Annotated in this window: 18 protein-coding genes; 8 read left to right on the forward strand and 10 right to left on the reverse strand. The window is 68.4% G+C overall.

The window, feature by feature from the left end; all coding sequences use genetic code 11:
* Nucleotides 1-47: 47 nt before the first annotated feature.
* The 5 genes from pheS (at nt 48) to LC068_RS10605 (ending at nt 5,165) form a co-directional block, all read left to right on the forward strand.
* Nucleotides 48-1,124 carry a phenylalanine--tRNA ligase subunit alpha gene (gene pheS, locus LC068_RS10585; RefSeq protein ID WP_226637004.1) on the forward strand — a complete coding sequence of 359 codons (1,077 nt, stop codon included), beginning with the start codon at nt 48-50 and terminating at the stop codon, nt 1,122-1,124.
* A 25-nt stretch (nt 1,125-1,149) separates the two neighbouring features.
* Entirely contained in the window at nt 1,150-1,611 is a 462-nt protein-coding gene (locus tag LC068_RS10590) for a hypothetical protein (RefSeq protein ID WP_226637006.1), read from the forward strand.
* Complete coding sequence (gene pheT, locus LC068_RS10595; RefSeq protein WP_226637009.1) at nt 1,608-4,007, forward strand: phenylalanine--tRNA ligase subunit beta; 2,400 nt, start codon at nt 1,608-1,610, stop codon at nt 4,005-4,007. The genes LC068_RS10590 and pheT overlap by 4 nt, the downstream gene beginning before the upstream one ends.
* A 71-nt stretch (nt 4,008-4,078) precedes the next feature.
* A complete protein-coding gene (locus tag LC068_RS10600) occupies nt 4,079-4,435 on the forward strand; it encodes a hypothetical protein (RefSeq protein ID WP_226637012.1) in 357 nt (118 codons plus the stop codon).
* A 100-nt stretch (nt 4,436-4,535) separates the two neighbouring features.
* Nucleotides 4,536-5,165, forward strand: a complete 630-nt coding sequence (locus LC068_RS10605) for a DUF1134 domain-containing protein (protein WP_209118984.1) — start codon at nt 4,536-4,538, stop codon at nt 5,163-5,165.
* Between the two features lie 765 nt (nt 5,166-5,930).
* On the opposite strand, the gene LC068_RS10610 is transcribed toward LC068_RS10605, so the two are convergent.
* Nucleotides 5,931-6,296: a hypothetical protein gene (locus tag LC068_RS10610; protein WP_226637014.1), complete on the reverse strand. Its 366-nt coding sequence runs from the start codon at nt 6,294-6,296 to the stop codon at nt 5,931-5,933.
* Between the two features lie 243 nt (nt 6,297-6,539).
* Here LC068_RS10610 and LC068_RS10615 point away from each other — a divergent pair, with 243 nt between their 5' ends.
* Nucleotides 6,540-6,842 (forward strand): hypothetical protein, encoded by a 303-nt coding sequence (locus LC068_RS10615; RefSeq protein ID WP_226637016.1) that lies wholly within the window; start codon nt 6,540-6,542, stop codon nt 6,840-6,842.
* Between the two features lie 54 nt (nt 6,843-6,896).
* Here the strand turns inward: LC068_RS10615 and LC068_RS10620 are convergent, their stop codons facing one another.
* From LC068_RS10620 to argB, 5 genes are all read right to left on the reverse strand, one after another.
* On the reverse strand, nt 6,897-7,781 hold the full coding sequence (locus LC068_RS10620; protein ID WP_226637019.1) for an NAD-dependent epimerase/dehydratase family protein: 885 nt from the start codon (nt 7,779-7,781) through the stop codon (nt 6,897-6,899).
* A gap of 13 nt (nt 7,782-7,794) precedes the next feature.
* Nucleotides 7,795-9,024, reverse strand: a complete 1,230-nt coding sequence (locus LC068_RS10625) for an NAD-dependent epimerase/dehydratase family protein (RefSeq protein ID WP_226637021.1) — start codon at nt 9,022-9,024, stop codon at nt 7,795-7,797.
* A gap of 96 nt (nt 9,025-9,120) precedes the next feature.
* Nucleotides 9,121-9,981: a 2,3,4,5-tetrahydropyridine-2,6-dicarboxylate N-succinyltransferase gene (gene dapD, locus LC068_RS10630; RefSeq protein WP_226637022.1), complete on the reverse strand. Its 861-nt coding sequence runs from the start codon at nt 9,979-9,981 to the stop codon at nt 9,121-9,123.
* Nucleotides 9,978-10,640 carry a pyrimidine 5'-nucleotidase gene (locus tag LC068_RS10635; RefSeq protein ID WP_226637023.1) on the reverse strand — a complete coding sequence of 221 codons (663 nt, stop codon included), beginning with the start codon at nt 10,638-10,640 and terminating at the stop codon, nt 9,978-9,980. Before LC068_RS10635 ends, dapD begins: the two co-directional genes overlap by 4 nt.
* Complete coding sequence (gene argB / locus LC068_RS10640) at nt 10,637-11,563, reverse strand: acetylglutamate kinase (protein ID WP_264182321.1); 927 nt, start codon at nt 11,561-11,563, stop codon at nt 10,637-10,639. The genes LC068_RS10635 and argB overlap by 4 nt, the downstream gene beginning before the upstream one ends.
* A gap of 169 nt (nt 11,564-11,732) precedes the next feature.
* Between argB and LC068_RS13820 the strand changes: the two genes are divergently transcribed.
* The gene (locus tag LC068_RS13820; RefSeq protein WP_264182322.1) at nt 11,733-15,743 is read left to right on the forward strand and encodes a DUF4214 domain-containing protein; all 4,011 of its coding nucleotides are present in this window, start codon (nt 11,733-11,735) and stop codon (nt 15,741-15,743) included.
* Between the two features lie 85 nt (nt 15,744-15,828).
* On the opposite strand, the gene LC068_RS10660 is transcribed toward LC068_RS13820, so the two are convergent.
* From LC068_RS10660 to LC068_RS10675, 4 genes are read right to left on the reverse strand one after another with little or no spacing between them, the layout of a single operon-like run.
* Nucleotides 15,829-18,156 (reverse strand): glycosyltransferase family 4 protein, encoded by a 2,328-nt coding sequence (locus LC068_RS10660; protein ID WP_226637024.1) that lies wholly within the window; start codon nt 18,154-18,156, stop codon nt 15,829-15,831.
* The gene (locus LC068_RS10665; RefSeq protein ID WP_226637025.1) at nt 18,153-18,854 is read right to left on the reverse strand and encodes an ABC transporter ATP-binding protein; all 702 of its coding nucleotides are present in this window, start codon (nt 18,852-18,854) and stop codon (nt 18,153-18,155) included. Before LC068_RS10665 ends, LC068_RS10660 begins: the two co-directional genes overlap by 4 nt.
* Nucleotides 18,851-20,017, reverse strand: coding sequence for a chain-length determining protein (locus LC068_RS10670; RefSeq protein ID WP_226637028.1), 1,167 nt, complete (start codon nt 20,015-20,017; stop codon nt 18,851-18,853). Before LC068_RS10670 ends, LC068_RS10665 begins: the two co-directional genes overlap by 4 nt.
* A gap of 55 nt (nt 20,018-20,072) precedes the next feature.
* Nucleotides 20,073-20,879, reverse strand: coding sequence for an ABC transporter permease (locus tag LC068_RS10675; protein ID WP_226637031.1), 807 nt, complete (start codon nt 20,877-20,879; stop codon nt 20,073-20,075).
* Between the two features lie 118 nt (nt 20,880-20,997).
* Here LC068_RS10675 and LC068_RS10680 point away from each other — a divergent pair, with 118 nt between their 5' ends.
* Nucleotides 20,998-21,678 carry an acylneuraminate cytidylyltransferase family protein gene (locus LC068_RS10680; protein WP_226637033.1) on the forward strand — a complete coding sequence of 227 codons (681 nt, stop codon included), beginning with the start codon at nt 20,998-21,000 and terminating at the stop codon, nt 21,676-21,678.
* Nucleotides 21,679-21,998: the final 320 nt, after the last annotated feature.

Below are 21,998 nucleotides of genomic sequence, written 5' to 3' on the forward strand. Positions count from 1 at the left end.
CCTTTCGGGGTGACGAACGGCTTGCGGCTCGCTAGACGACGGGCGTCATGACAGACCTCAATCAACTGGAACTCGACCTGATCAACGCCATCGGCTCGGCCGACAGCGTGCAGGCGCTGGAAGAACTGCGCGTTTCGGCCCTCGGCAAGACGGGGTCGATCTCGGGCCTGCTCAAGGGTCTGGGCGCCATGAGCCCCGACGAGCGTCGCGTCGAGGGCCCGCGCATCAACGGCCTGCGCGATCGCGTCAGCGCGGCCCTGACGGCCCGCAAGGCTGAGCTGGAGGCCGCCGAGCTGGAAGCCCGGCTGAAGTCCGAACACATGGACCTGACCCTGCCGCCCCGCGCCGCCCGGGCCGGCAGCGTCCACCCGACCCTGCAGGTCATGGACGAAATGGTCGCGCTGTTCGCCGAAATGGGCTTCTCGGTCGCCGAAGGTCCCGACATTGAGGACGACTTCCACAATTTCACCGCGCTGAACTTTCCGCCCAAGCACCCGGCGCGGGAAATGCACGACACCTTCTTCCTCAAGCCCGACCCGGAGACGGGCGAGCGCAAGGTGCTGCGCACCCACACCAGCCCGGTGCAGATCCGCACCATGATGTCGGGCCAGCCGCCGATCCGCATCATCGCGCCGGGTCGGACCTTCCGGAAGGACTCGGACGCGACCCACACGCCCATGTTCCATCAGGTCGAGGGTCTGGTGATCGACCGCGACATCCACATGGGCCACCTCAAGTGGACGCTTGAGACCTTCGTCGCCCGCTTTTTCGAGGTGGACGGCATCGACGCGCGCTTCCGGCCCCACCATTTCCCCTTCACCGAGCCCTCGGCCGAGATGGACATCCGTTGCGACCGCTCGGGCGGGGTGCTGAAGCTCAACGAGGGCGACAGCTGGATGGAGATCCTGGGCTGCGGCATGGTGCATCCCAATGTGCTGCGCACCTGCGGCATCGACCCGGACGAGTACCAGGGCTTTGCCTTCGGCATGGGTGTCGACCGCCTGGCCATGCTCAAATACGGCATCCCCGACCTTCGCCCCATGTTCGAGGCCGACAGCCGCTGGCTGGCCCACTACGGCTTCTCGGCCTTCGCCGCGCCCAGCCCCGCCGCCGGGCTGAGCTGACCCTACCGATTCCAGGACATTTCCCATGACCGAACCTTCGAAGACCCCGATCACCAGCCCGTCCGGACGTGAACTGGTCGAGCGCGACACCTTCCAGAACGAGGCGATCTGGCTGCCGGCCATGGCCGCCCAGCATATGAACGCCGGCACGTTCCTGATCGAGGGCAAGACCTTTACGGATTGCCTGATCGAGGGGCCGGCCGTGCTGGGGATCGGCGAAGGGGTACAGTTCGAGGGCTGCAACATGGGCGCCGCCACGGACGTGCGGACGCTGCTGCTGACTCCGCGCGGACCGCGCGCGGCCGGCGTCGTGGGCTTCCGCAACACGCGCTTCGTCAACTGCCGCTTCATGCAGATCGGCTTCACGGGCCCCGAGCAGGCCGTGGCCGAACTGGAACGTGGCCTGACGGGCACCCGCGAGGCCATGGACCGCATGCATGCGGAGGCCGAAAAGGCCCGGCAAGAGGCTCAGGGCAAGACGTCGTGAAATTCACCCTCTCCTGGCTGAAGGCGCACCTCGACACGACTGCCGACGTCGATGCGGTGGCCGATGCCATGACCATGGCCGGTCTCGAGGTCGAGGGCGTCATCGACCCCACCGCGAAACTGGCGCCCTTCACCGTTGCCCGGATCGTCTCGGCCGAGCGCCATCCGAACGCCGACCGGCTGCAGATCTGTCAGGTCGAGACGGTGGACGGCATGAAGGAGATCGTGTGCGGGGCGCCCAACGCCCGCGCCGGTCTGGTGACCATCTATGCGCCCATCGGGGCCTATGTGCCGGGGCTGGACGTGACCCTGGTCGAAAAGCCGGTGCGCGGCGTGGTGTCGAACGGCATGCTCTGCTCGGCCGCCGAGCTGGATCTGGCCGGCGACAGCGACGGCATCCTGGATCTGGACCCGGGCCATGCGGTCGGGACCCCCGCCGCCGGCGTATTCGGGGCCGAGCCGGTCATCGATTTCGAGGTCACCCCCAACCGGCCCGACTGGCTGGGCGTGGACGGCATCGCCCGCGATCTGGCGGCTGCCGGTCTCGGCACCCTGACGACACCCGCCATCACGCCGGTGGCGGGACAGTTTCCGTGTCCGGTCTCGATCCGGCTGGACGCGCCGGAGCAGTGCCCGGTCTTTGCCGGCCGGGTGATCCGCGGCGTTACCAACGGCCCGTCGCCCGACTGGCTGCAGCAGCGGCTGACGGCGATCGGGCTGCGCTCGATCAACCGGCTGGTCGATGTGACCAATCTGATCGCCTATGACCGTGCCCGGCCGCTGCACGCTTACGACCTCGCGGCCCTGCAAGGCACGACCGTGGTGGCACGGGCCGGCACCGAAGGCGAAAGCCTGGCCGCGCTGGACGGCAAGACCTATGCGACGGCGCCCGACATTTGTGTGATCGCGGACGACGACGGCTGCCGCGCCATCGGCCTCGGCGGCGTGATGGGCGGCGAGACGACCGGCTGTTCGGACGCCACGACCGATGTCTTCCTCGAGAGCGCCTGGTTCGATCCGCTGGTGACGGCCCAGACCGGCCGGACCCTGGGGATCAGCTCGGACGCCCAGTACCGCTTTGCCCGCCGGGTCGATCCGGCCAGCGTGGTGCCGGGGATCGAGCTGGCCACCCGGATGATCCTGGACCTGTGCGGCGGCGAGCCGTCCGAGGTGGTGGTCGCGGGCCGGACCCCGGCGGCCCCCGAAGCCTTTGCCTTTGACCCGGCGCGGGTCGGACGCCTGACGGGCCTCGACATCAGCGCCGACCGCACGGCCGAAGTGCTGACCGCGCTCGGCTTTACCGTCGAGACGGGCCAGCCGTGGACGGTGACCCCGCCCAGCTGGCGCGCCGACGTCGAGGGACCGGCGGATCTGGTCGAGGAAGTCGCCCGGATCGTCGGCTATGACGCCCTGCCGTCGACACCGCTGCCTGATCTGGGCGCGCCCAGCGCCGGCCTTCTGTCGCCGCTGCAGGGCCGTGTGCGGCTGGCCCGGCGGGCGCTGGCCGCCATGGGCTATGCCGAGGCGGTCACCTGGTCCTTCACCAGCGAGGCGATCGCAACGCATTTTGGGGGCGGCGACGCCCGCCTGCACGTCGAGAACCCGATCGCCCAGGGGCTGGACTGCATGCGGCCCTCGATCCTGCCGAACCTGATCCAGGCGGCGGCGCGGAATGCCGACCGGGGCCACCCCGATGTGGCCCTGTTCGAGATCGGCCCGGTCTATCGCGACGACAGCCCGACCGGCCAGCGGACGGCGATTACCGTGGTGGTCGCCCCCCACGCCGCCCGCCACTGGAGCGGCGCGGGCGAGGACCCGCTGTTCCAGCTGAAGGGCGATCTGATGCGGCTGCTGACCCTGATCGGCGCGCCGGCCGGTCTGCAGACCGTGCAGGACGCCGAGCGCGCGCCCGTCGACCCGTGGTGGCACCCCGGCCGTTCGGCCCGGGTCCAGCTGGGCCCGAAGATGGTGCTGGCCCAGTTCGGGGCCCTGCACCCGGCGACGCTCAAGACCCTCGACGCCGAGGCGCCGATGCTGGGCTTCGAGCTGATCCTCGACGCCGTGCCCGAACCGCGGGGCGCGCGGACCAAGTCGCGCGGGCCGGCGAAGCTGTCGGCCCTGATGCCGCTGAGCCGTGACTTTGCCTTCGTGGTCGAGGACCGCGTGCCGGCCGGCGATCTGGTCCGGGCCGTGCAGGGCGCGGACAAGACCCTGATCACCGAGGTCGCCGTCTTTGACGTCTATCGCGGCAAGGGCATCGAGCCGGGCTTCAAGTCGGTGGCGCTCGAGGTCACGGTTCAGCCGGATCAGGCGACCCTGACCGAGGCCGAGATCGACGCCCTGTCGGCGAAGGTCGTGGCCGCGGCGGGCAAATTGGGCGCCACCCTGCGTCAGTAGATCGTCAGGGCCGGTCAGATTGTCGATTTCCAAAGTCCGGATTACAGTTTTCCGGAACTGAGGGGATGACCATGAAATTCAAGGTGCTGTTTGCCGTTGCCGCGTGCGCGGCCCTGTCGGGCTGTGCGGAATTCGAGACCGGGCTGATGGCCTATGCGGACCAGCTCGACATGGAAAACGGGGCCTGGTGGCCCGACGAGCATCTGACCGATGTGGTGACGGGGGTCTGCCCGGCCTACAGCGAGTACGGCCACGTCAACAACCAGACCTATTACCGGGTGCGCAACACCGGACGGAAACCGATGCAGGCCACGGTCACCTGGAACACGGGCTATGAAAGCAACTTCTATCTGGAGCCCGGCGAGACCAGCGACTTCGTCTATATGACGCCGTCGGTGACGCCCCGGGAGATCGTCACCCGGTGCTGACGGCAATGTGCGGTTAACCTTGTCGCCGCAAGTCTGACTCAATGCAGCGACAATGTGGGCCGCGACAGGGTGTGCCCGTCGCTGCCTGAGGAGAATCGCCATGGACCGCCGCAAGCTGATCATGACCGGCCTGGCCGCCGCCACGCCGCTGGCCGCCTCTTCGCTGGGCGGATGCGCGACCTCGCAGCCGGGACAGGGACAGGCCGGCCCCAACTATCCGATCCGCTCGGACCAGGATGCGCCCGCCTATACCGCCGATGAACTGGTGGCCGCGGGCTCGCGCGAGCTGGGCATCGCCGCCGAGGCCATGGGCGCCGCCATCGAACGCATCTTCGCCGACCAGGGCGACCGCCCGACCGCCTATATCGCGGGCGAGGAGGGCGCAGGGGCCATGGGCGTCGGGGTCCGCTACGGGCGCGGCGCGCTGCATATGAAGGACCTCAGCGCCTCGCAGGAAATCTTCTGGCAGGGCATCTCCATTGGCTGGGACGTGGGCGGCAACGCCAGTCGCGTCTTCACCCTGGTGTACGGGCTCTACTATCCGGACATGATCTATCGCCGCTATCCGGGGGTCGAAGGGTCGGCCTATCTGATCGGCGGAGTCGGCGTGAACTACCAGCAGGCCGACGGCATCATCCTGGCGCCCGTGCGGACCGGGGTCGGCCTGCGCCTCGGCGCCAATGTCGGCACCATGGCCTACAGCCGCCAACGGAACCTGCTGCCGTTCTAGGCACGCCCGAGCGCCCGTCCGTGTTGGCGGCGGGTTGGAGGGCAGGCGGAGCGCCGGGCCTTCGCCCGGAGTGAGTAGAGTTTACCGTTTCGACGAAGGCTGACGCTCCGCGCGGTGGTTTTCCGGAAGCTTGCGTCGGGTGGCGGTCTTATCGCCTTACCGCAGCGCCTCCGACGGGCGGGCGGGGCCTGCGCCCCGTCCCGGAACGGCCGAGTATCCCCCTCGACCCTTGCCCTGATCCCGCACCCGGAGGCGGAGATCGAGGGTGTTTGAAGGTGGCCTAACGTTCGCGACGCGGTCGCTCGCTGCTTGAGGCCCCTCCAACCCCGCTCCATCGCTCCCGTCGCTCACAAGGTCGCAGGCCTTACGAGCCCTCCGTGCGACGGGACGAGAGGAGGTTTGCACAGGCCCGGGGTGAGGCGGGGAAGTCGGGCCGGGAACCGGCGGGGGTGTTGAAAGGGTGGGGGAATTTGGGCGCTGATTTCATAATCGGGCGCATCGGGTAAGCGGTCCTTCTCCCCTTGCGGGAGAAGGTGGCAGGCGAAGCCTGACGGATGAGGGGTCTCTCGGTCGTTTGACGAGCAGTCCGCTTCATCCGGTCCGATGACTTTCCAATCTCGGCGCGACCCCTCATCCGCCCCCTTCTCAGGGGGCACCTTCTCCCACAAGGGGAGAAGGGAGAGTTCGCTCCCGACCCGCCATTCGTCTGCTTTCCGGCTCAATGGACAGGACCGCTCTCGACCCATAGCGGACGGCCACGTTCTGCTACCAGCGGCCGAGCTTCCACCAAGGCCGCCTGGTGCCAGGCTCTGTGGCGGCATTCTGTTCAGGATAGTCGAAGCGTATGTCGAAGTTGGTGTTCTCGCCCTCGCGCCACCATGTCAGCCGTGCGCCTGTCCAGACTTCGCCAGCGTGGTCCATACGCACATACAGTTCGTCGATCAGGTCCCTCAATGTCTCACTGATTGAAGCCCTGTCCGCATGACCTTCGTTCTGAAGCTGATACGTGAGCCTGAAACCGTCTGACTGGATCGAAAGCAAACCTCTATCCCAGCTGCCTGGCGAACAGGCCACGGTCTCGCCCGCCAGGCGGGTGATCACGTCGGAGTAGAGGTCAAGCTTATCGGCCATGGAGGAATCCATTAGCCTCGCCATCGGCCGTTCAGCAAGCTGGCGCAGGCAGTGTCAGTTCAACAACTTCAGGCGACAGTCCGCTGTCGACCCATAGCGGACGTCCAGCGTTTCACCGTCTTCCATACGGTTTAGGGTATCTGCCCCAACGTCCGCATTCCATCCCCACGCGACGGTCGGCTCCCGACCCATAGCGGACCTAGCGTTCAGTTTGTAAGCTTCCTCAGGCCAGCGGAGGTAGGCATGCAATCTGACAGCGAGATCGCCGTTGAGCGTGTCCAATCGGAAGCCGCCAATGCGCTTCTCTCGATCCAATCGTACCGGGACATTGGTCCCGCCTACTTCGACCGCTTCCGGGCATCGGTAACCGACGCCCTGACATTTTTCGAGGGTGAGGACACGGTGCCTCCAGCTCTGATTGAGGAGTTGGAAGCCTCGGCGCAAATACTCCGCAATGAGGCCACGGTATTTCCGGGTCGCGCTTTGGCGTGCGAGGAGATGGCCGAATGGCTGGTCGAACAACGAGCCCTTTTTCAAAGGCGATGAGCGTCCGCTTTCAACCCATAGCAGTCGCCGCGAGAGTCCGCTTTGCGCGGAGGATCACTCCGCCTGCAGCAGGGCTTCCATCCCCTCGCGGTAGCTGGGGTAGCGGGGACGCCAGCCGAGTTCGGCCTTGGCGCGGGCGTTGGAGAGGCGCTTGTTGTCGAGGTAGAAGCGGCGCATGGAGTCCGACACCGAGGGGTCGGTCCAGTCGATCTCGGGCGGGGTCGGCAGGCCCATGCGGCGGGCGGTCCAGGCCATGACGGCATCGGCGGGCGAGGGCGCGTCGTCGCACAGGGTGTAGGCGCGGCCGGGGTTGGGCCGGTCCATGGAGGCCCTGAGCCCCGAGACCACATCGTCAACGTGGATGCGGTTGAAGACCTGACCGGGCTTGTGCACCAGCCGGGCGGTTCCGTCGCGCAGACGCCCGATGACATTGCGCCCGGGACCGTAGAGGGCGGGCAGGCGGAAGATCTGGATGGTCAGGCCCATGCCCTGACCGGCTTCCAGCCATTCGGCCTCGGCGCGGACGCGGCGGGCGCCGGTCAGGCTGGAGGCATGGAGAGGCTCGTCCTCGAAGGCCCAGGCACCGGCCCGGTCGCCATAGACGGCGCTGGACGAGATGTAGCCGATCCAGTCCGGCCAGGCGCCCGAGGCCGACAGCGCCGGCACAAGGGCGCGCAGGCCGGGACAGCCGGAGGGTTCGGGCGGGGTGGTGACCAGCAGGGTCTGGACGGCCGATACGGCCTCCTTGAGCGCGTCGGGATCGGCCGGATCGACGGCCTGAAAGCCGGCGTCCGCAAGCTCCGCGCGGGTGTCGGGCGAGCGCGAGGTCAGCCAGGCCGTGCCGCCCCGGGCCTGTACGTCGCGCCCGACGGCCTGACCCAGCCAGCCGCCGCCGAAGACCAGAATCGACGGGGTCTGGCGGGGGCGGGACGGGCTCACGCGTGATCCGGGATCAGGCCGTGCGCAGATGGGCGGCGGCGGTCGCCGACACCACGGGCTCGGACTTGAGGGCCTCGGCGCGCCGGGCGTTCCAGCTGGAAACGCAGGGGATCTTGGAGCGGTCGGCCCGGTCGGCATAGCGGCGCGCGATCTCGGTCACATCCTGCATCAGCCCCTCGGCCAGGGTGATGGGCTTGAGGCCCAGTTCCCGGAACTGGTCATTGGCGACGACGAGTTCGTTCTCGTCGGCTTCCTGACGGGGATTGGGGACGTTGTGGATCTCGGCGCCGGTCATGCCCGAGATCAGTTCGGCCAGGTCGCGCACGCGGCGGCTCTCGGTCATCTGGTTGAGGATCTTGACCCGGTCGCCGGCCTTCGGCGGGTTCTGCAGGGCCAGTTCGACGCAGCGGACCGTGTCCTGGATGTGGATGAAGGCGCGCGTCTGGCCGCCCGAGCCGTGCACCGTCAGCGGATAGCCGAGCGCGGCCTGGATCAGGAAGCGGTTCAGCACGGTGCCGTAGTCGCCGTCATAGTCGAAGCGGTTGATCAGGCGCTCGTCCTTGCGGGTTTCCTCGGTCTCGGCGCCCCAGACGATGCCCTGGTGCAGGTCGGTGATCCGCAGGCCGTCGTTCTTGGCGTAGAACTGGAAGAGCAGGGCGTCCTGCGTCTTGGTCATGTGGTAGATGGAGCCGGGGTTCGGCGGGAACAGGATTTCCTGTTCGGTCGGGCCGAAGTCGGTCTCGACGGTGACCTTGAGATAGCCCTCGGGGATGCGCAGGCCGGCCGTGGTGTAGCCATAGACGCCCATGGTGCCGAGGTGGGCCAGGTGGACGTCGCGGCCGCTCTCGACGATGGCGGCCAGCAGGTGGTTGGTGGCGTTCAGATTGTTGTCGACGGTGTAGAGCTTGTGCCGGGCCGACTTCATCGAATAGGGCGCGGCGCGCTGTTCGGCGAAGTGGACGACGCTGTCGGGCGCGAAGTCGCGGATCAGGGCGACCAGCCGGTCGAATTCCTTGCCGACCGTCATGTTGACGAAGCCGATATCCTTGCCGGAGACGGCCTTCCAGGCCTCGATCCGCTCGCCCATCGGGCGGATGGGCGTCAGGGACGAGACCTCGAGCTCATTGTCGATGTTCCGGCGCGACAGATTGTCGACGATGGTCACATCCCAGCCGCGGGCCGACAGGTGCAAGGCCGTGGGCCAGCCGCAGAAACCGTCACCCCCGAGAACCAGAACGCGCATCGTCACTCACCCAACTGTTGCCGCGGATCCGGTCCGCGCGTCCTGAGTAAAGCAAGGGGGGCCGGTTCCCAAGCCCGAACCGCGCGGCGGAATGGCTCAGGCGCGCAGTAGCTCGTTGACGCCGGTCTTGGCCCGGGTCTGGGCGTCGACCCGCTTGACGATCACGGCGCAGTAGAGGCCGGGGCCACCGTTGGGATCGGGCAGGGTGCCGGGCACCACGACGCTGTACGCCGGAACCTCGCCGCGGAAGACCTCGCCGGTGGCGCGATCGACGATCTTGGTCGAGCCCGACAGATAGACGCCCATGGCCAGAACCGCGCCCTCGCGGACGATCACGCCCTCGGCCACCTCGGCGCGGGCGCCGATGAAACAGCCGTCCTCGATGATGGTCGGGTTGGCCTGAAGCGGCTCCAGCACGCCGCCGATGCCGGCGCCGCCCGACAGGTGCACATTGCGGCCGATCTGGGCGCAGCTGCCGACGGTGGCCCAGGTGTCGACCATGGTGCCCTCGCCCACGAAGGCGCCGATGTTGACGAAGGAGGGCATCAGCACGACGTCGCGACCGATGAAGGCGCCGTGGCGCACGACGGCGCCCGGGACTGCGCGGAACCCCGCGGCCTCGAAGCGGCTGTCGGTCCAGCCAGCCCATTTGACCGGCACCTTGTCCCAGTACGGCCCGGGGGTGGAATCCGGGGTGCCGGTGCCGGCATTGGTGGCCACGCCCTGACGGCGGTTGGGGTTGAGGCGGAAGGACAGCAGCACCGCCTTCTTCAGCCACTGGTGGGTCGTCCAGCTGCCGTCAGCCTCACGCGAGGCGACCCGGAGCGAGCCGTCGTCCAGTCCGGCCAGCACATGATCGACGGCGTCGCGGATGTCGCCGGTCGTGGCGGTCGAGACCGAGGCGCGGTCTTCCCACGCCTGTTCGATGACGGACTTGAAGTGGGCGGGGTCGCTCATGCGGCCTCCTTGAGGGCAGTTTCGGTCAGGAATTCGAGCAGATCGGGCGTGTGGTGATCGACCCAGTCGCCGATCTCGTGGCCGTGGCCGTCGCCGACCAGCACCGTGGTCATGCCCAGCGCCTTGGCCGGGGCGAGGTTGCGCGGCGTATCCTCGAAGAAGACCGCTTCCTCGGCCTCGAGGCCATAGGCCGCGAGGAACCGCCGGAAGGTCGCCGGGGCCGGCTTGGGCACCAGATCCATGTCCTCTATGGCGAAGACACCCTCGAAGGCGCCGGTGATGCCGATGCGCTCCAGCACCCGGGCGGCGTGATAGCGGGCGCCATTGGTCAGGACGAACCGCCGGCCGGGCAGGCGGCGGAGCGCTGCATCCAGATCCGGATTGGGCTCGAGCGAATCCAGCGGCACGTCATGGACCTCGTGGAGGAAGGCCTCGGGGTCGACCGCATAATTGGCCATCAGGCCGGCGAGCGTCGTGCCGTGCTCGTTCAGGAACTGCTTTTGCAGAACGCGGGCCTCCTCGCGCGGCAGGCCGACGGCCGCCATCATGAAGGTGTTGATCCGCTCCTGCACCAGCCGCATCACGCCCTGTTCGCGCGGATACAGGGTGTCGTCCATGTCGAAGATCCAGACGCGGGCGCGGTGGAGTTCGACGCTCATCTGGCCCGCACCAGGGTGCCGGCGCCGTGTTCGGTGAACAGCTCGACCAGCATGGCGTGGGGGCGGCGACCGTCGAGGATGACCACGGCCTCGACCCCGGCGCGCACGGCGGCCATGGCGGTCTGAAGCTTGGGGATCATGCCGCCGGTGGCGGTGCCGTCGGCGATCAGGCCCTCGGCCTCGGCCAGGGTCATCTGGCGGATGATCTGGCCGTCCTTGCCCTTGACCCCCTCGACGTCGGTGAGCAGCAGCATGCGCTTGGCGCCGAGCGCCCCGGCCAGGGCGCCCGCGACCGTGTCGGCATTGACGTTATAGGTCTGGCCGTCCTCGGCCACGCCGATCGGGGCGACGACCGGCACCCAGTCGGCATCGGATTCGATCAGCCGGGTGATCAGCTTGGCATCGACCCGGGTCGGCTCGCCGACAAAGCCCAGATCGACCTCCTGTTCGATCAGGCTGTCGGGGTCGCGCCGCGTGCGGCGGGTCTTCTCAACGGTCAGAAGGCCGGCATCCTTGCCCGACAGGCCCACGCCGCGCACGTCAGCCTGTTTTCCGGCTACCGTGATCCAGTGGGCGATCTCCTTGTTGACCGCGCCGGACAGGACCATTTCGGCCACCTGCATGGTGTCCGGATCGGTGACGCGCAGGCCGTCGACGAAGCTGGACTTCACGCCCGCCTTGTCCAGCATGGCGCTGATCTGGGGCCCGCCGCCGTGCACCACGACCGGGTTCACCCCCATCAGCTTCAACAGCACGATGTCGGCGGCGAATTGTTTCGCGACGGCCGTCTCGCCCATCGCGTGGCCGCCGTACTTTATGACCACGGTCTGGCGGTCATAGTTCTGGATATAGGGCAGGGCCTCGGCCAGGGTCTTGGCCGTGGTCCAGGCGCGGTCTTCGGATTGGCGTTCGATCTCGTCCATGGCCCGCGCTCACTAGATCGGATCGTCCGAAAACGGAAGCGGAGCGCGCGAGGCGTGTGGCGCGGGCGACGCGCTCACCGGCAGTTGATGGACGGCGTTCCGGTAACGCTTGTCGTTCGGAAATCCTGCTCTAGGGTATCCGCCGGATATTCATGTGAGGGGCCTTCCCATGTTCGACACCCTGTTCACCGGTCGTCAGTCGACCGCGCTTTCGGTCTTCGGCGGCACCGGTAACTCGGGCCGGTTCGTGGAAGATTCCACGCCGAATGACGACACCTACTCCAGCTTCGGCGCCATCTCGAGCTATGGTCTGTGCGCGGGCTGCGGGCGCTTCCACGGCGCTATCGACGTGGGCGATGGCGGTGACGGGCAATCGGTCATCCTGAATGGTGACGAGCGCGGCGGGTTCGGCCCCAATGGCAAGCCGTCGCTGGGCCCGATCGATGCGGGCGCCCAGATCACCCGCAGTGGCCTGTCCTGGTCGGGACTGGGTCAGGGCACGACCGTGACCTTTGCCTTCCGGGCCACGGCGCCAGGCACCATGCCGGAAGAGACGACCGGTTTCTCGCAATTCACCCAGGCCCAGATCACGGCCACCCTTCTGGCCCTGCAATCGTGGGCCGATGTGGCGGGCATCACCTTCCAGCGGGTGACCGATACCGGCAGCAACTATTCCGACAATGCCACCATCCTGTTCGGCAACTATTTCGACGGCGCCGAGGGTGCGGCGGCCTTTGCCTATCTGCCCGGTAATGCGGCCGCGGGCGCTGTCCAGGGCGATGTCTGGATCAACAACAGCCTGAGCTACAATGCCGTCCCGGTGCTGAACGCCTATGGCTATCAGGTTCTGACCCACGAAATCGGCCACGCCATCGGCCTCAGCCACCCGGCCGCCTATAACGCCGGACCCGGCGTCTCCATCACCTATGAGGCGCACGCCACCTATTTCGAGGATTCCCGCCAGTACTCGCTGATGAGCTATTTCAGCGAGCAGAACACGGGCGGGGACTTCATCCGCTGGGTCGGGAATTCGGGCTTCCGTCAGTATTCCGCCGCGCCGCTGATGGACGACATCGCGGCTGCGCAGCGTCTGTACGGCGCCAATATGACGACGCGCACCGGCGACACTACCTACGGCTTCAACTCGAACGCCGGCCAGCCCTGGTTCGCGCCGGACGGCAACGGCACGCTGATCTTTGCCGTCTGGGATGCAGGCGGCAACGACACCTTTGACTTCTCGGGCTACAGCACCAATCAGCTGATCGACCTGCGCCAGGCGGCGTTCTCGAACGTCGGGGACTACATCGGCAATGTGTCGATTGCGCTCGGCGCTGTCATCGAGAATGCCATCGGCGGGTCTGGCAATGACCAGATCCGTGGCAATTCGGGCAACAATTCGCTGCGCGGCAACGGCGGCAATGACCAGATCGACGGGGGTCTGGGCATCGATACGGTCGTCTTCTCGGGCAACCGCAGCCAGTACACCATCACCTGGAACGGCCAGATCGGCACGGTGGTCGGACCGGACGGCACCGACACCATCACCAATGTCGAATTCCTTCAATTTGCCGACACGACCATTGCTGCCACCCCGACCGGCGGCCTGGTCGTCGCCGGCGACATCACCAACGAGACCATCAACGGCACGGCCCTCGCCGATGCGATCGGCGGTCTGGGTGGCAATGATACGATCAACGGTCTGGCGGGCAACGACACCCTCGACGGCGGTTTCGGCAATGACATCCTGAACGGCGGTGAAGGCGACGACGTCCTGATCGGGGGCATGGGCGATGACACCCTGAACGGCGGCAACGGCTATGACATCGCCGACTATTCGACGGCGATCGGCGGGATCACCCTCAACGGTACCAGCGTCACCGGCGCAGCGGGAACCGATACCCTCAGCGGCATTGAGGAGGTGATCGGCTCGACCGTCTCGGACACCCTGACCGGCGGTGCCGGCAATGACGTGATCCGCGGCGGTGGCGGGGTGGATGTGATCAATGGCGCCGGTGGCAACGATCGCCTGTATGCCGGAAGCCCGGCGGCCATTGCGGCGCCCGACGTCATAAAGCCGTTCGGGACGACCAATACCAGCATCGCTTCGGCGGTCTCCCTGACCGGCACCTTCGACCTGCTCGAGGACGACGATATCGTCAACTCGACCACGATTCCGCATTCCACAGTGCGGGCAACGACCAATGGAGCCGGCCGCGAATTCTATGCCATCACGGTCCAGGCCGGGGACCAGGTGACGCTGGATATCGATCGCGCCAGCTTTGACACCGTGCTGCGGATCCTGAACGGCAGTGGTCAGCAACTGGCCGTCAACGACGACGCCAGCCCAACGGACGTCCAGTCGACGGACTCGGGCCTGACCTACACCTTCAGCGCCGCCGGCACCTACTATATCGAGGTGTCGCAATGGGCGTCGGGCAGCGGGGCCTCCCTCGTGACGAGCGCTCCGCCCGCCAATGGCACCTATACCCTGCACGTCTCGATTCCGAGCGCGCCGGCGGTTCCGCTGACCCTGCAGGGGTCGACCCTGGACGGGGGAACCGGTGACGACCAGCTGTTCGGCGGGGTCGGTCCGGACACCCTGATCGGCGGGACGGGCAATGACCGTCTGACGGGCGGTGTGGGCAATGACACGCTGAACGGCGGGGACGGCTATGACGTCGCCGTCTATGAGGGCGCGTACCGCAACTATGCCTCGGCGCGCTATGATGCGGTGTCGGGCGGTCGCGAGGGCGGCAATGACACCCTGTCGGGCATGGAGGCCGCCGAGTTCATCGACGGCACCCTGACCTTCAACGCCGACAGCGACGCGGCCCAGCTGATGCGGCTGTATTCGGCGGCCTTTGGCCGGGAGCCCGACGATCTGGGCTTCGAGATCCAGCTGAACGCCCTGCAGTCGGGCGTGTCGATGGAGGAGCTGGCCCGCCGGTTCATCGCCTCGACCGAGTTCGTCAGCACCTATGGCACCCTGACGGATCGTCAGTTCATCGACCGGCTGTACCTCAATGCCCTGGACCGCAACGGCGACCCGGACGGCATCAATAGCTGGCTGGTGTATCTGGCCAACGGCGGCACGCGCGAAGGCCTGATGCTGATCTTCGCCGAGTCGGCCGAGCACCGCGCCATCAGCTGGTCGACGCTGGCCGAAGGGCTGTGGGTCGGCAATGACAATGCCGCCGCCGTCGCCCGCCTGTTCGACACCGCCTATGACCGGCTGCCCGATGAGGACGGCCTGATCACCTGGACCCAGGCGCTGAACAGCGGCACCACCCTGCTGGCGATCGCCACCAGCTTCCTCGCCTCGACCGAGGGGCAGCAGGCCTTTGGCGCGCTGAGCAATGCCCAGTTCGTCGACGCCCTGTACCAGACGGCCCTGAACCGGACCGCCGATGCCGGCGGGCGCGCCACCTATATCGACGCGCTGAACAGCGGCGCCCTGACCCGGGCGCAGCTGCTGGTCGAGATCTCGGAATCGGCCGAGCACCGCGCCATCACCCTGCCGCTCTATGTCGACGGCATCCCCACGGCGGGCGGTGTGCCGGCGATCGCCGAGGCCGCGCCCGAGGGCCACGACGGCGCCCAGGAGTCGCCGCTGGCGGACGACGACAGTGCCCTGCCCGGTCTGCAGGTCCGGGTCGATCACGACGCCCGCGACGACGGCGCCCTGGTGCTTCCGGAGGCCGAGGATGCGGTCGTGACGCTGATGCCCGGCGGCGCGCTGGCCGACGGCGGCGCGGGTGCGCAGGTGCTGCCGGTCGCCGACACGTCTGACCTGGGCAAGGGCGACCTCGGCCCGCAGGTCCTGCCGCCGGTTGAGGACGACCTGTTCGTCACTGCGGCCAAGGACGCCGGCGGGGCCCAGACCCTGCCGGGCGCAGAGGCCGGTCCGGTGACGGGCGGAGACGCCCAGATCCTGCCGGCCCTGGGCGATGACGACTTCGTCTTCGCCAAGGCTACGCTGGATGCGACGCCGCTGGTCCTGCCGCAGGCCGAAGACGACCTGGGCGGCCTCGTCGGGCCGGACCTGTCGGCGGATGCCGGTGCGACGCTGGAGGCGATGAACCTCGACCTGTTCGTCCTGCCGGCCGACGACCGTCACCAGCTGACCCTGCTGGACGACGGCCAGGGCCATACCCCCCACGACCCGTGGGGCCTCGCCTGATCCCAGACCAAACCCGGCCGTCAGACAGGCGGCCGGGACGGGAAGAAGAGGGAGCTGTCGCGCGCGCGGCAGCTCCCTTTGCGTTTCAGGGAGTGTCGGCGGCGGCCAGCTGGCGACGTTCCAGCCCGGCCAGATCGTCCAGCCGGAGGGCCTCGATGAGGTCGGCGCGCGCGGCGGCGTCCGCCCTGTCGCAGATCATGAAGCCGATCACCCCTACGCCGGGCAGGGGCCCGTCCGACGCAGGGGGGTGACCGGCAGGGCGGCTGTTCAGGGCGAGGATCAGGTTGGCCTCCGCCGTCGCGCGCGGGGGCAGGTCCAGCGCCCGCCACTGGACCTGGCCGGCCGGGACGTGGCCCTGATCAAGGCGCACGCCATTGCCCTCCAATTGCCAGTCGCAGCCGTGGCCGGACGGCCCCTTCAGTCCGAGGAACAGGCGTAGCGGCCCGGCGTCCGGATCGACGGTCATCCGCAGCAGGGCCTGCCCGGCCCGGGTGGGACAGCCCCAGTCCTCGGGCGCGCGCCAGCTGTCCCCGGCGCGAAAGGCCTCGGCCGGCAGCAGGCCGGGACGGACGGCCATCTCCTGACTGCGACGCAGCCAGACAAAGCGGCCGGGCGGGAGAGCGGGAACCGGTGCCTCGGGCAGGGCGTCCTGCCCCGTGTCCCAGACCGACAGCCGGTCCAGCATGTCGGCGGCCACGGCGGCCCAGCTCCGGGGCCGGAAGCGGGCGGCAATGTCGGCCCGCAGGCGCTGACGCCAGCCGGGCGTGATGGACAGACGTTCGAGGGTCTCGACCAGACCGTCGAGGTCTCCGGCGCGATAATAGACGGCCAGATCGCCGCCGGCCTCGGGCAGGGACGAGCCGTCCGCGGCCAGCACGGGCGTGCCGTGGCACAGGGACTCGGTCACCGGCAGACCCCACCCTTCATAGAGGCTGGGATAGAGGGTGAAGGCGGCCCGGCGATAGAGGCCCGCCAGCTCGGCATCGGACAGGCCGCGCCGCATCTGCACCTTGCGTTTCAGGACCGGGTCGCTCTCCAGCCGGGTGAAGACCGCATCGTTCAGCCAGCCGTGATTGCCGACGCAGACGAGGGTCGGCACCGCATCCTCGCCATGACGGTCGATCAGGATCCGCCAGGCGCGGAAGGCCTCAAGATGGTTCTTGCGGCTCTCGATGGTCGAGACGAACAGCACATAGCGATCCGCCTGCAGGCCCAGACGGGCCAGGGTGTCCGCGTCGTGGCGGTCGCTCAGCCCGGGGTCGCCCCGAACCTCTGACGGCGGGCGGAAGTCGGCGTCGAGCGGGACGACATGCACCCGGTCCATGTCCACGCCCTGGCCCAGCCGTGCCGCCACGCGCTGCAGGTCGCGGGCCGAGGCGTGCGAATTGGTCAGCCAGCCGTCGGCGTGACTGAACACGCCCATGACCCAGCTGATGAAGTCCTGGGTGAGGGGGCGCACACAGTGCTCGGGCGCCATGACGGGGATCATGTCGTGGACGAAGGGCACATAGCGGATGCCGTACCGCCAGCAGGCCTCGCGGATGCGCAGGAAATAGTTCTGCAGCCACCAGGAGGTGCCCAGATTGACCAGCCAGGCCCCCGTGCGGAACCGCAGGGGGCGGGCCATCTCCAGCTCGATCTGCAGGGTGTCCATCAGGGTGCGCCAGTCCGGGTCGTCCAGCGAGCCCTCGGCGCGGGCGGCGTCCGCCAGGTCGAGGAACAGGCCGGGTGGGATGGCCACCCAGCCGTCGCGGGCCTCGGTAAAGGCGCTGACCGCGATGTCGGCCGCCCGGTCGGTGGCGAGCAGGGCCGAGATGACCTCGATCTGGACCCGCTGGATGCCGGTCGGCAGGCGCGCATTGCGGAAATAGCCGAGCAGGTCCGAGACGTCGAAGACATAGCGTGCCTGATCCGCGGAGGCGGCCGAGGCTGCGGGCGAGGCCGGGTCGAAGCGGGGCCGCCAGCTACGCAGGGCCTCGAGGATCTCCGGGCGGCCGGACCGCACGCCCCGGCGGGCCAGATCGCGCAGGGCCTGCCGGGCAGGCTGGAGGCCTGGCATGAGCAGAAGCGCCGTCTCAAGCCATTCGAGGGCCTTCTCCGGCTGACCCGTGAGGACCAGCAGGTTTCCGAGCTGGAAGGCGGCGTCGGCATCGTCCGGTGCCAGCGCGACGGCGCGGCGATAGGCCTGCTCCGCCTCGTCCCGGCGGCCGGATTCCTTGAGGGCGTGGCCGTACTGGACCCAGATGGCCGACCGGTCGGGATCCTGCTCCAGCGAACGGGCATAGTCGCGCGCGGCCGCCATCCAGTCCCTCCGGTCGCGGGCGGCGTCGGCCCGGGTCTGCAGGTCCTGGGCCGAGGGGGGGCGGAGCGTCCGGCGGGCGGCCGAGAGGAGGGTGGAAAGCCGCGTCTTCATGCCGCCCTCAGAAAGCTGTAGGCCTCGACCGCCTCATGAACGTCTTCATAGAGGCGGGCCTGACCGCCCTCGAGGATCAGGGCGCGGGAACATTCGCGCTCGACCAGATGGGTGTCGTGCGAGGCCATGATGAAGGCCCGGTCGGCGCGGCGGGCAAACAGTTCCTCGCGGCACTTTTCCTGAAAGCGGGCGTCACCGACGGCCACCACCTCGTCGATCAGGTAACAGTCGAACTCGATGGCCAGCGACAGGCCGAAGGCCAGACGCGCGCGCATGCCCGATGAATAGTGTTTGACCGGCTTCTTCAGGTCGCTGCCCAGTTCGGCGAAATCATCGACATGGTCGAGCAGGGCGTCGAAGTCGCGCTCATAGAGGCGGGCGAGGAAGCGGATGTTGTCGAGCCCCGTCAGACTGCCCTGAAAGCCGCCGCCGAAGCCGATTGGCCAGGAGGCGGACATGGTCCAGCGGATCTGGCCGGCCGTGGGGCGCAGCACCCCGCCCAGCACCTTGATCAGGGTGGACTTGCCCTGACCGTTGCGGCCCAGCAGGGCAAGGCGGCCATTGCGCGGCAGGGCGAAGTCAATGCCCGAAAAGACCGGCCGCTGACCGGGCTTCCAGGCCTTGGCCAGGTCGGTGACGACCAGTCCCGGCGCCCCGTCCGGCACGGGGTCTGGCAGGGGCGACGCCGCGTCCGTCATCCCTGATGCCGGTGCTCGCGCAGGCCCGACCAGACCAGCCAGCCCACGCCATACAGCAGCAGACTGCCCAGCAGGACGATCAGCACGGCGCGCCAGCGGCGCGGGCGGGTGGGCTCGTCCGCGAGGCCCGGGTTGACCACGCGCTGCAGATAGAGGGACTGGCGCCGGGCATCGCGTTCGGCCACCACCAGGGCGGCGGTGGCCTCGGACAGCTGGCGGTCGGCCAGTTCGCGCTCCAGCACCAGATCCTCATAGGCGCTGACGGCGGGCACGAGCGAGGTGGCGGCGCCCGCCAGCTTGCTGCGTTCGGCCGAGATCTGGCGCTCATAGGCGGCGATGCGGTTGTCGAGGCTGGGCAGTTGCGGGCTCTGTGGAGCTTCGGCGGCCAGCTGGGCGCGTTCCGCACGCAGCCCCGCGAGGGTGGCCGACAGCTCGCCGATCAGGCCGGCGCCCTCGGCAGCGACCATGGACGGGTCGATGAAGCGCTCGCGGTTACGGAAGGCCACCAGGTTCCGCTGGGCCGCGTCCAGACGGTCGCGGGCCTCGTCGCGCGCGCGCTCGGCCTGGGTGACCGCATCGGCCACGGACCGCGCGTTCAGCCGGTTGACCAGCTCCTCGCCCCCGGCCAGCAGGGTTTCGGCCAGGCGTCGGGCATCCTCGGGGCGATAGGCCTCGACGCGCAGGATGCTGATGCCGGTGGTGGCGTCATAGCCGACGGTCACGAAGCGCTGATAGCCCTGATAGAGGCCCTCGCGGCTGCGGCTCTCCCACGGGCGCGGCCAGCGCGACAGGACATCGACGCCCGGCGGGCCCAGCACGCGCGACAGGTCGAGGGTGCGCTCCAGCTCGGCCACGGCGTCGCGCGAGCGCATGTAGTCGTGGACGGCAAAGGCGTCGGTCTGGGCGGTGCCGAGGCCGACCCCCTGAAGCGTGAGGCCAAGCGCGTCGGGCTGGGTCTGACCCGCCTGACGGACGATGAAGCGCGCCTCGGACACATAGCGCGGCGAGGCGATCAGCAGGAAATAGACGGCGGCCAGCAGGGTCGGCAGGCCGACGCAGATCAGGAACGCCCATGACGGCGCCCAGGGCGGCAGGGCCGGAAGCCGGAAACCCGGTCGAAACGAGGATCGGTGGGACAGGGCGCCCGGCGGGGTATCGGTCATGGGATGACTGATACCGTGCCCGCGCGCGACAGGCTATCCATGGGCGATGGCCGGTTCATTCCATCTCGATCCGGTCGCGCGCCCCGGCGATCAGCAGCAGGCCGACGAAGTTCAGGACCAGCCCCCAGGTGAGGGCGTAAAGACCGTCAAAATGGGTCTCGACGAAGGGGCCGAACACGCCTGCCCGGATCATCTCGACCGCGTGGGGCAAGGGAATGAGCAGATAGGTGTCCCGCCACACCGGCGGCACCCAGGAGGCCATGAAGAAGGCCCCGGACATGGGGATCATCGCATAGGTCAGAAGCGGCACGATGCGCTCCATGACCGTATAGCGCAGGGCCAGGCCGCTGAAGATCAGGGCCAGGCCCACGCCCATGAAGCCGAGCAGCAGCCAGCCGACGATGACGAGGCTCCAGTCGTGGGGCGGCGAGACCTCACCCAGGAAACCCAGCAGCAGATAGACAACCATGAAGGCGGCCGTCGTTCCGAGAAACTCGAGCGCATTGCGGGCTGCATACAGGTGCAGGACAGCAATCGACCGGTGATGCAGCAGGCCGGTGTTGGCCTGCAGGGCCGCGAGGCTGAAGCTGATCTGATGGCGCAGCAGCAGCAGGGCCATATAGCCGGTCATGACCATGGGGCCGAGGCGGATGCCGTGCTCATATTCGGGCCGGATCAGGTTCCACATCAGGACCACGCCGAGGCAGAAGACCAGCGGCTCTCCGATCACCCACAGAAACCCCAGACCCTCGCGCCCGTAGCGCGTGATCAGTTCGCGCAGCATCAGGGCGCGGACAATCGACAGATGGCGCAGCAGGGCGGGCGCCGGGGGCCGGGCCTGCGCGGGAGGGACGGATGCCATGGCTGCAGGATAGGCGGTGGCGGTCGCCGCGCAAGGACAGGCCGCCCGCATCGTTAACGGCCCATAAGCCGACGCGGGATCACAAGGGAGCACGGCTGGCATTGCGCGCGGAGATCCCATGATCGGCGACAAACGGGTGATCGGTATCGTGCCGGCGCGGGCGGGCTCGCGCCGGATGATCGGCAAGAACACACGGATGCTGGCCGGACGGCCCATGATCGGCTGGACGCTGGCGGCCGCGCAGGCCTCGGCGGTCCTCGACCGGATCGTCGTCTCGAGCGACGACCCGGCGGTCCTGGCGCTGGCCGAGCAGATGGGGTGTCCGGCCCCGTTCGCGCGCCCGGCCGCCCTGTCGGGGCCGGAGGCCTCGGTGATCGATGCGGTGGAACACGCGCTCGGCGAAGTGGGCGGCGACTGGGACTATGTGGTGCTGCTGCAACCGACCTCGCCCCTGCGGCGGGCCAAGGATATCGATGCGGCCGTGGCCCTGGCCGAGGCAGAGGGCGCACCGGCGGTCCTCAGCATCTCGCCGCTGGCCAAACCGGCAGCCTTCCACGTGGAGACGGCGGCGAACGGCACGCTGGCGCCGGCGCCCGAGGTGCTTTCGCGCACCTTTGTCGTCAATGGCGCCGTCTATGTCGCCCGACCGGAGCGCCTTTTCGCCGAGCGGACCTTCCGTCCCGAGGGGGCGCTGGGCCATGTCATGCCGGTCGAGCGGGGCTGGGACGTGGACACGGCGGACGAATTCGCGGCCTGCGAGGCGCGACTCCTGGCAGATCAGGCGCGCGAGGATACCTGAGGCTGTATCTTCGGTATCACGCTGCCATAGTTTAGACCCTTTCTGTGTGGTTTCCGCCTCGACCTCGGCGAGCGGCACTGTTATGAGAAGCGCGAGGCGGCGTGTCCGTCGCACATTCAACAAGGCTGCGGAGGGCATTTACCGATGCGTGTTAAGAGTTTGATCCTGGCGTCCAGCGCTGCTGCGGCGCTGGCCATGGGGGCCGGCGCTGCGTCGGCAGAGCCGAACGGCTGGTACGGCGCGGTTGACGCGGGCTGGCACACGGTCAACGACGTTTACGGCGTGGATTCTGCGGCCGGCAACGGCTGGGACTTCGAGAT

The organism is Brevundimonas poindexterae, from assembly GCF_020524625.1.
In the GTDB taxonomy this organism is placed as follows: Bacteria; Pseudomonadota; Alphaproteobacteria; order Caulobacterales; family Caulobacteraceae; genus Brevundimonas; species Brevundimonas poindexterae_A.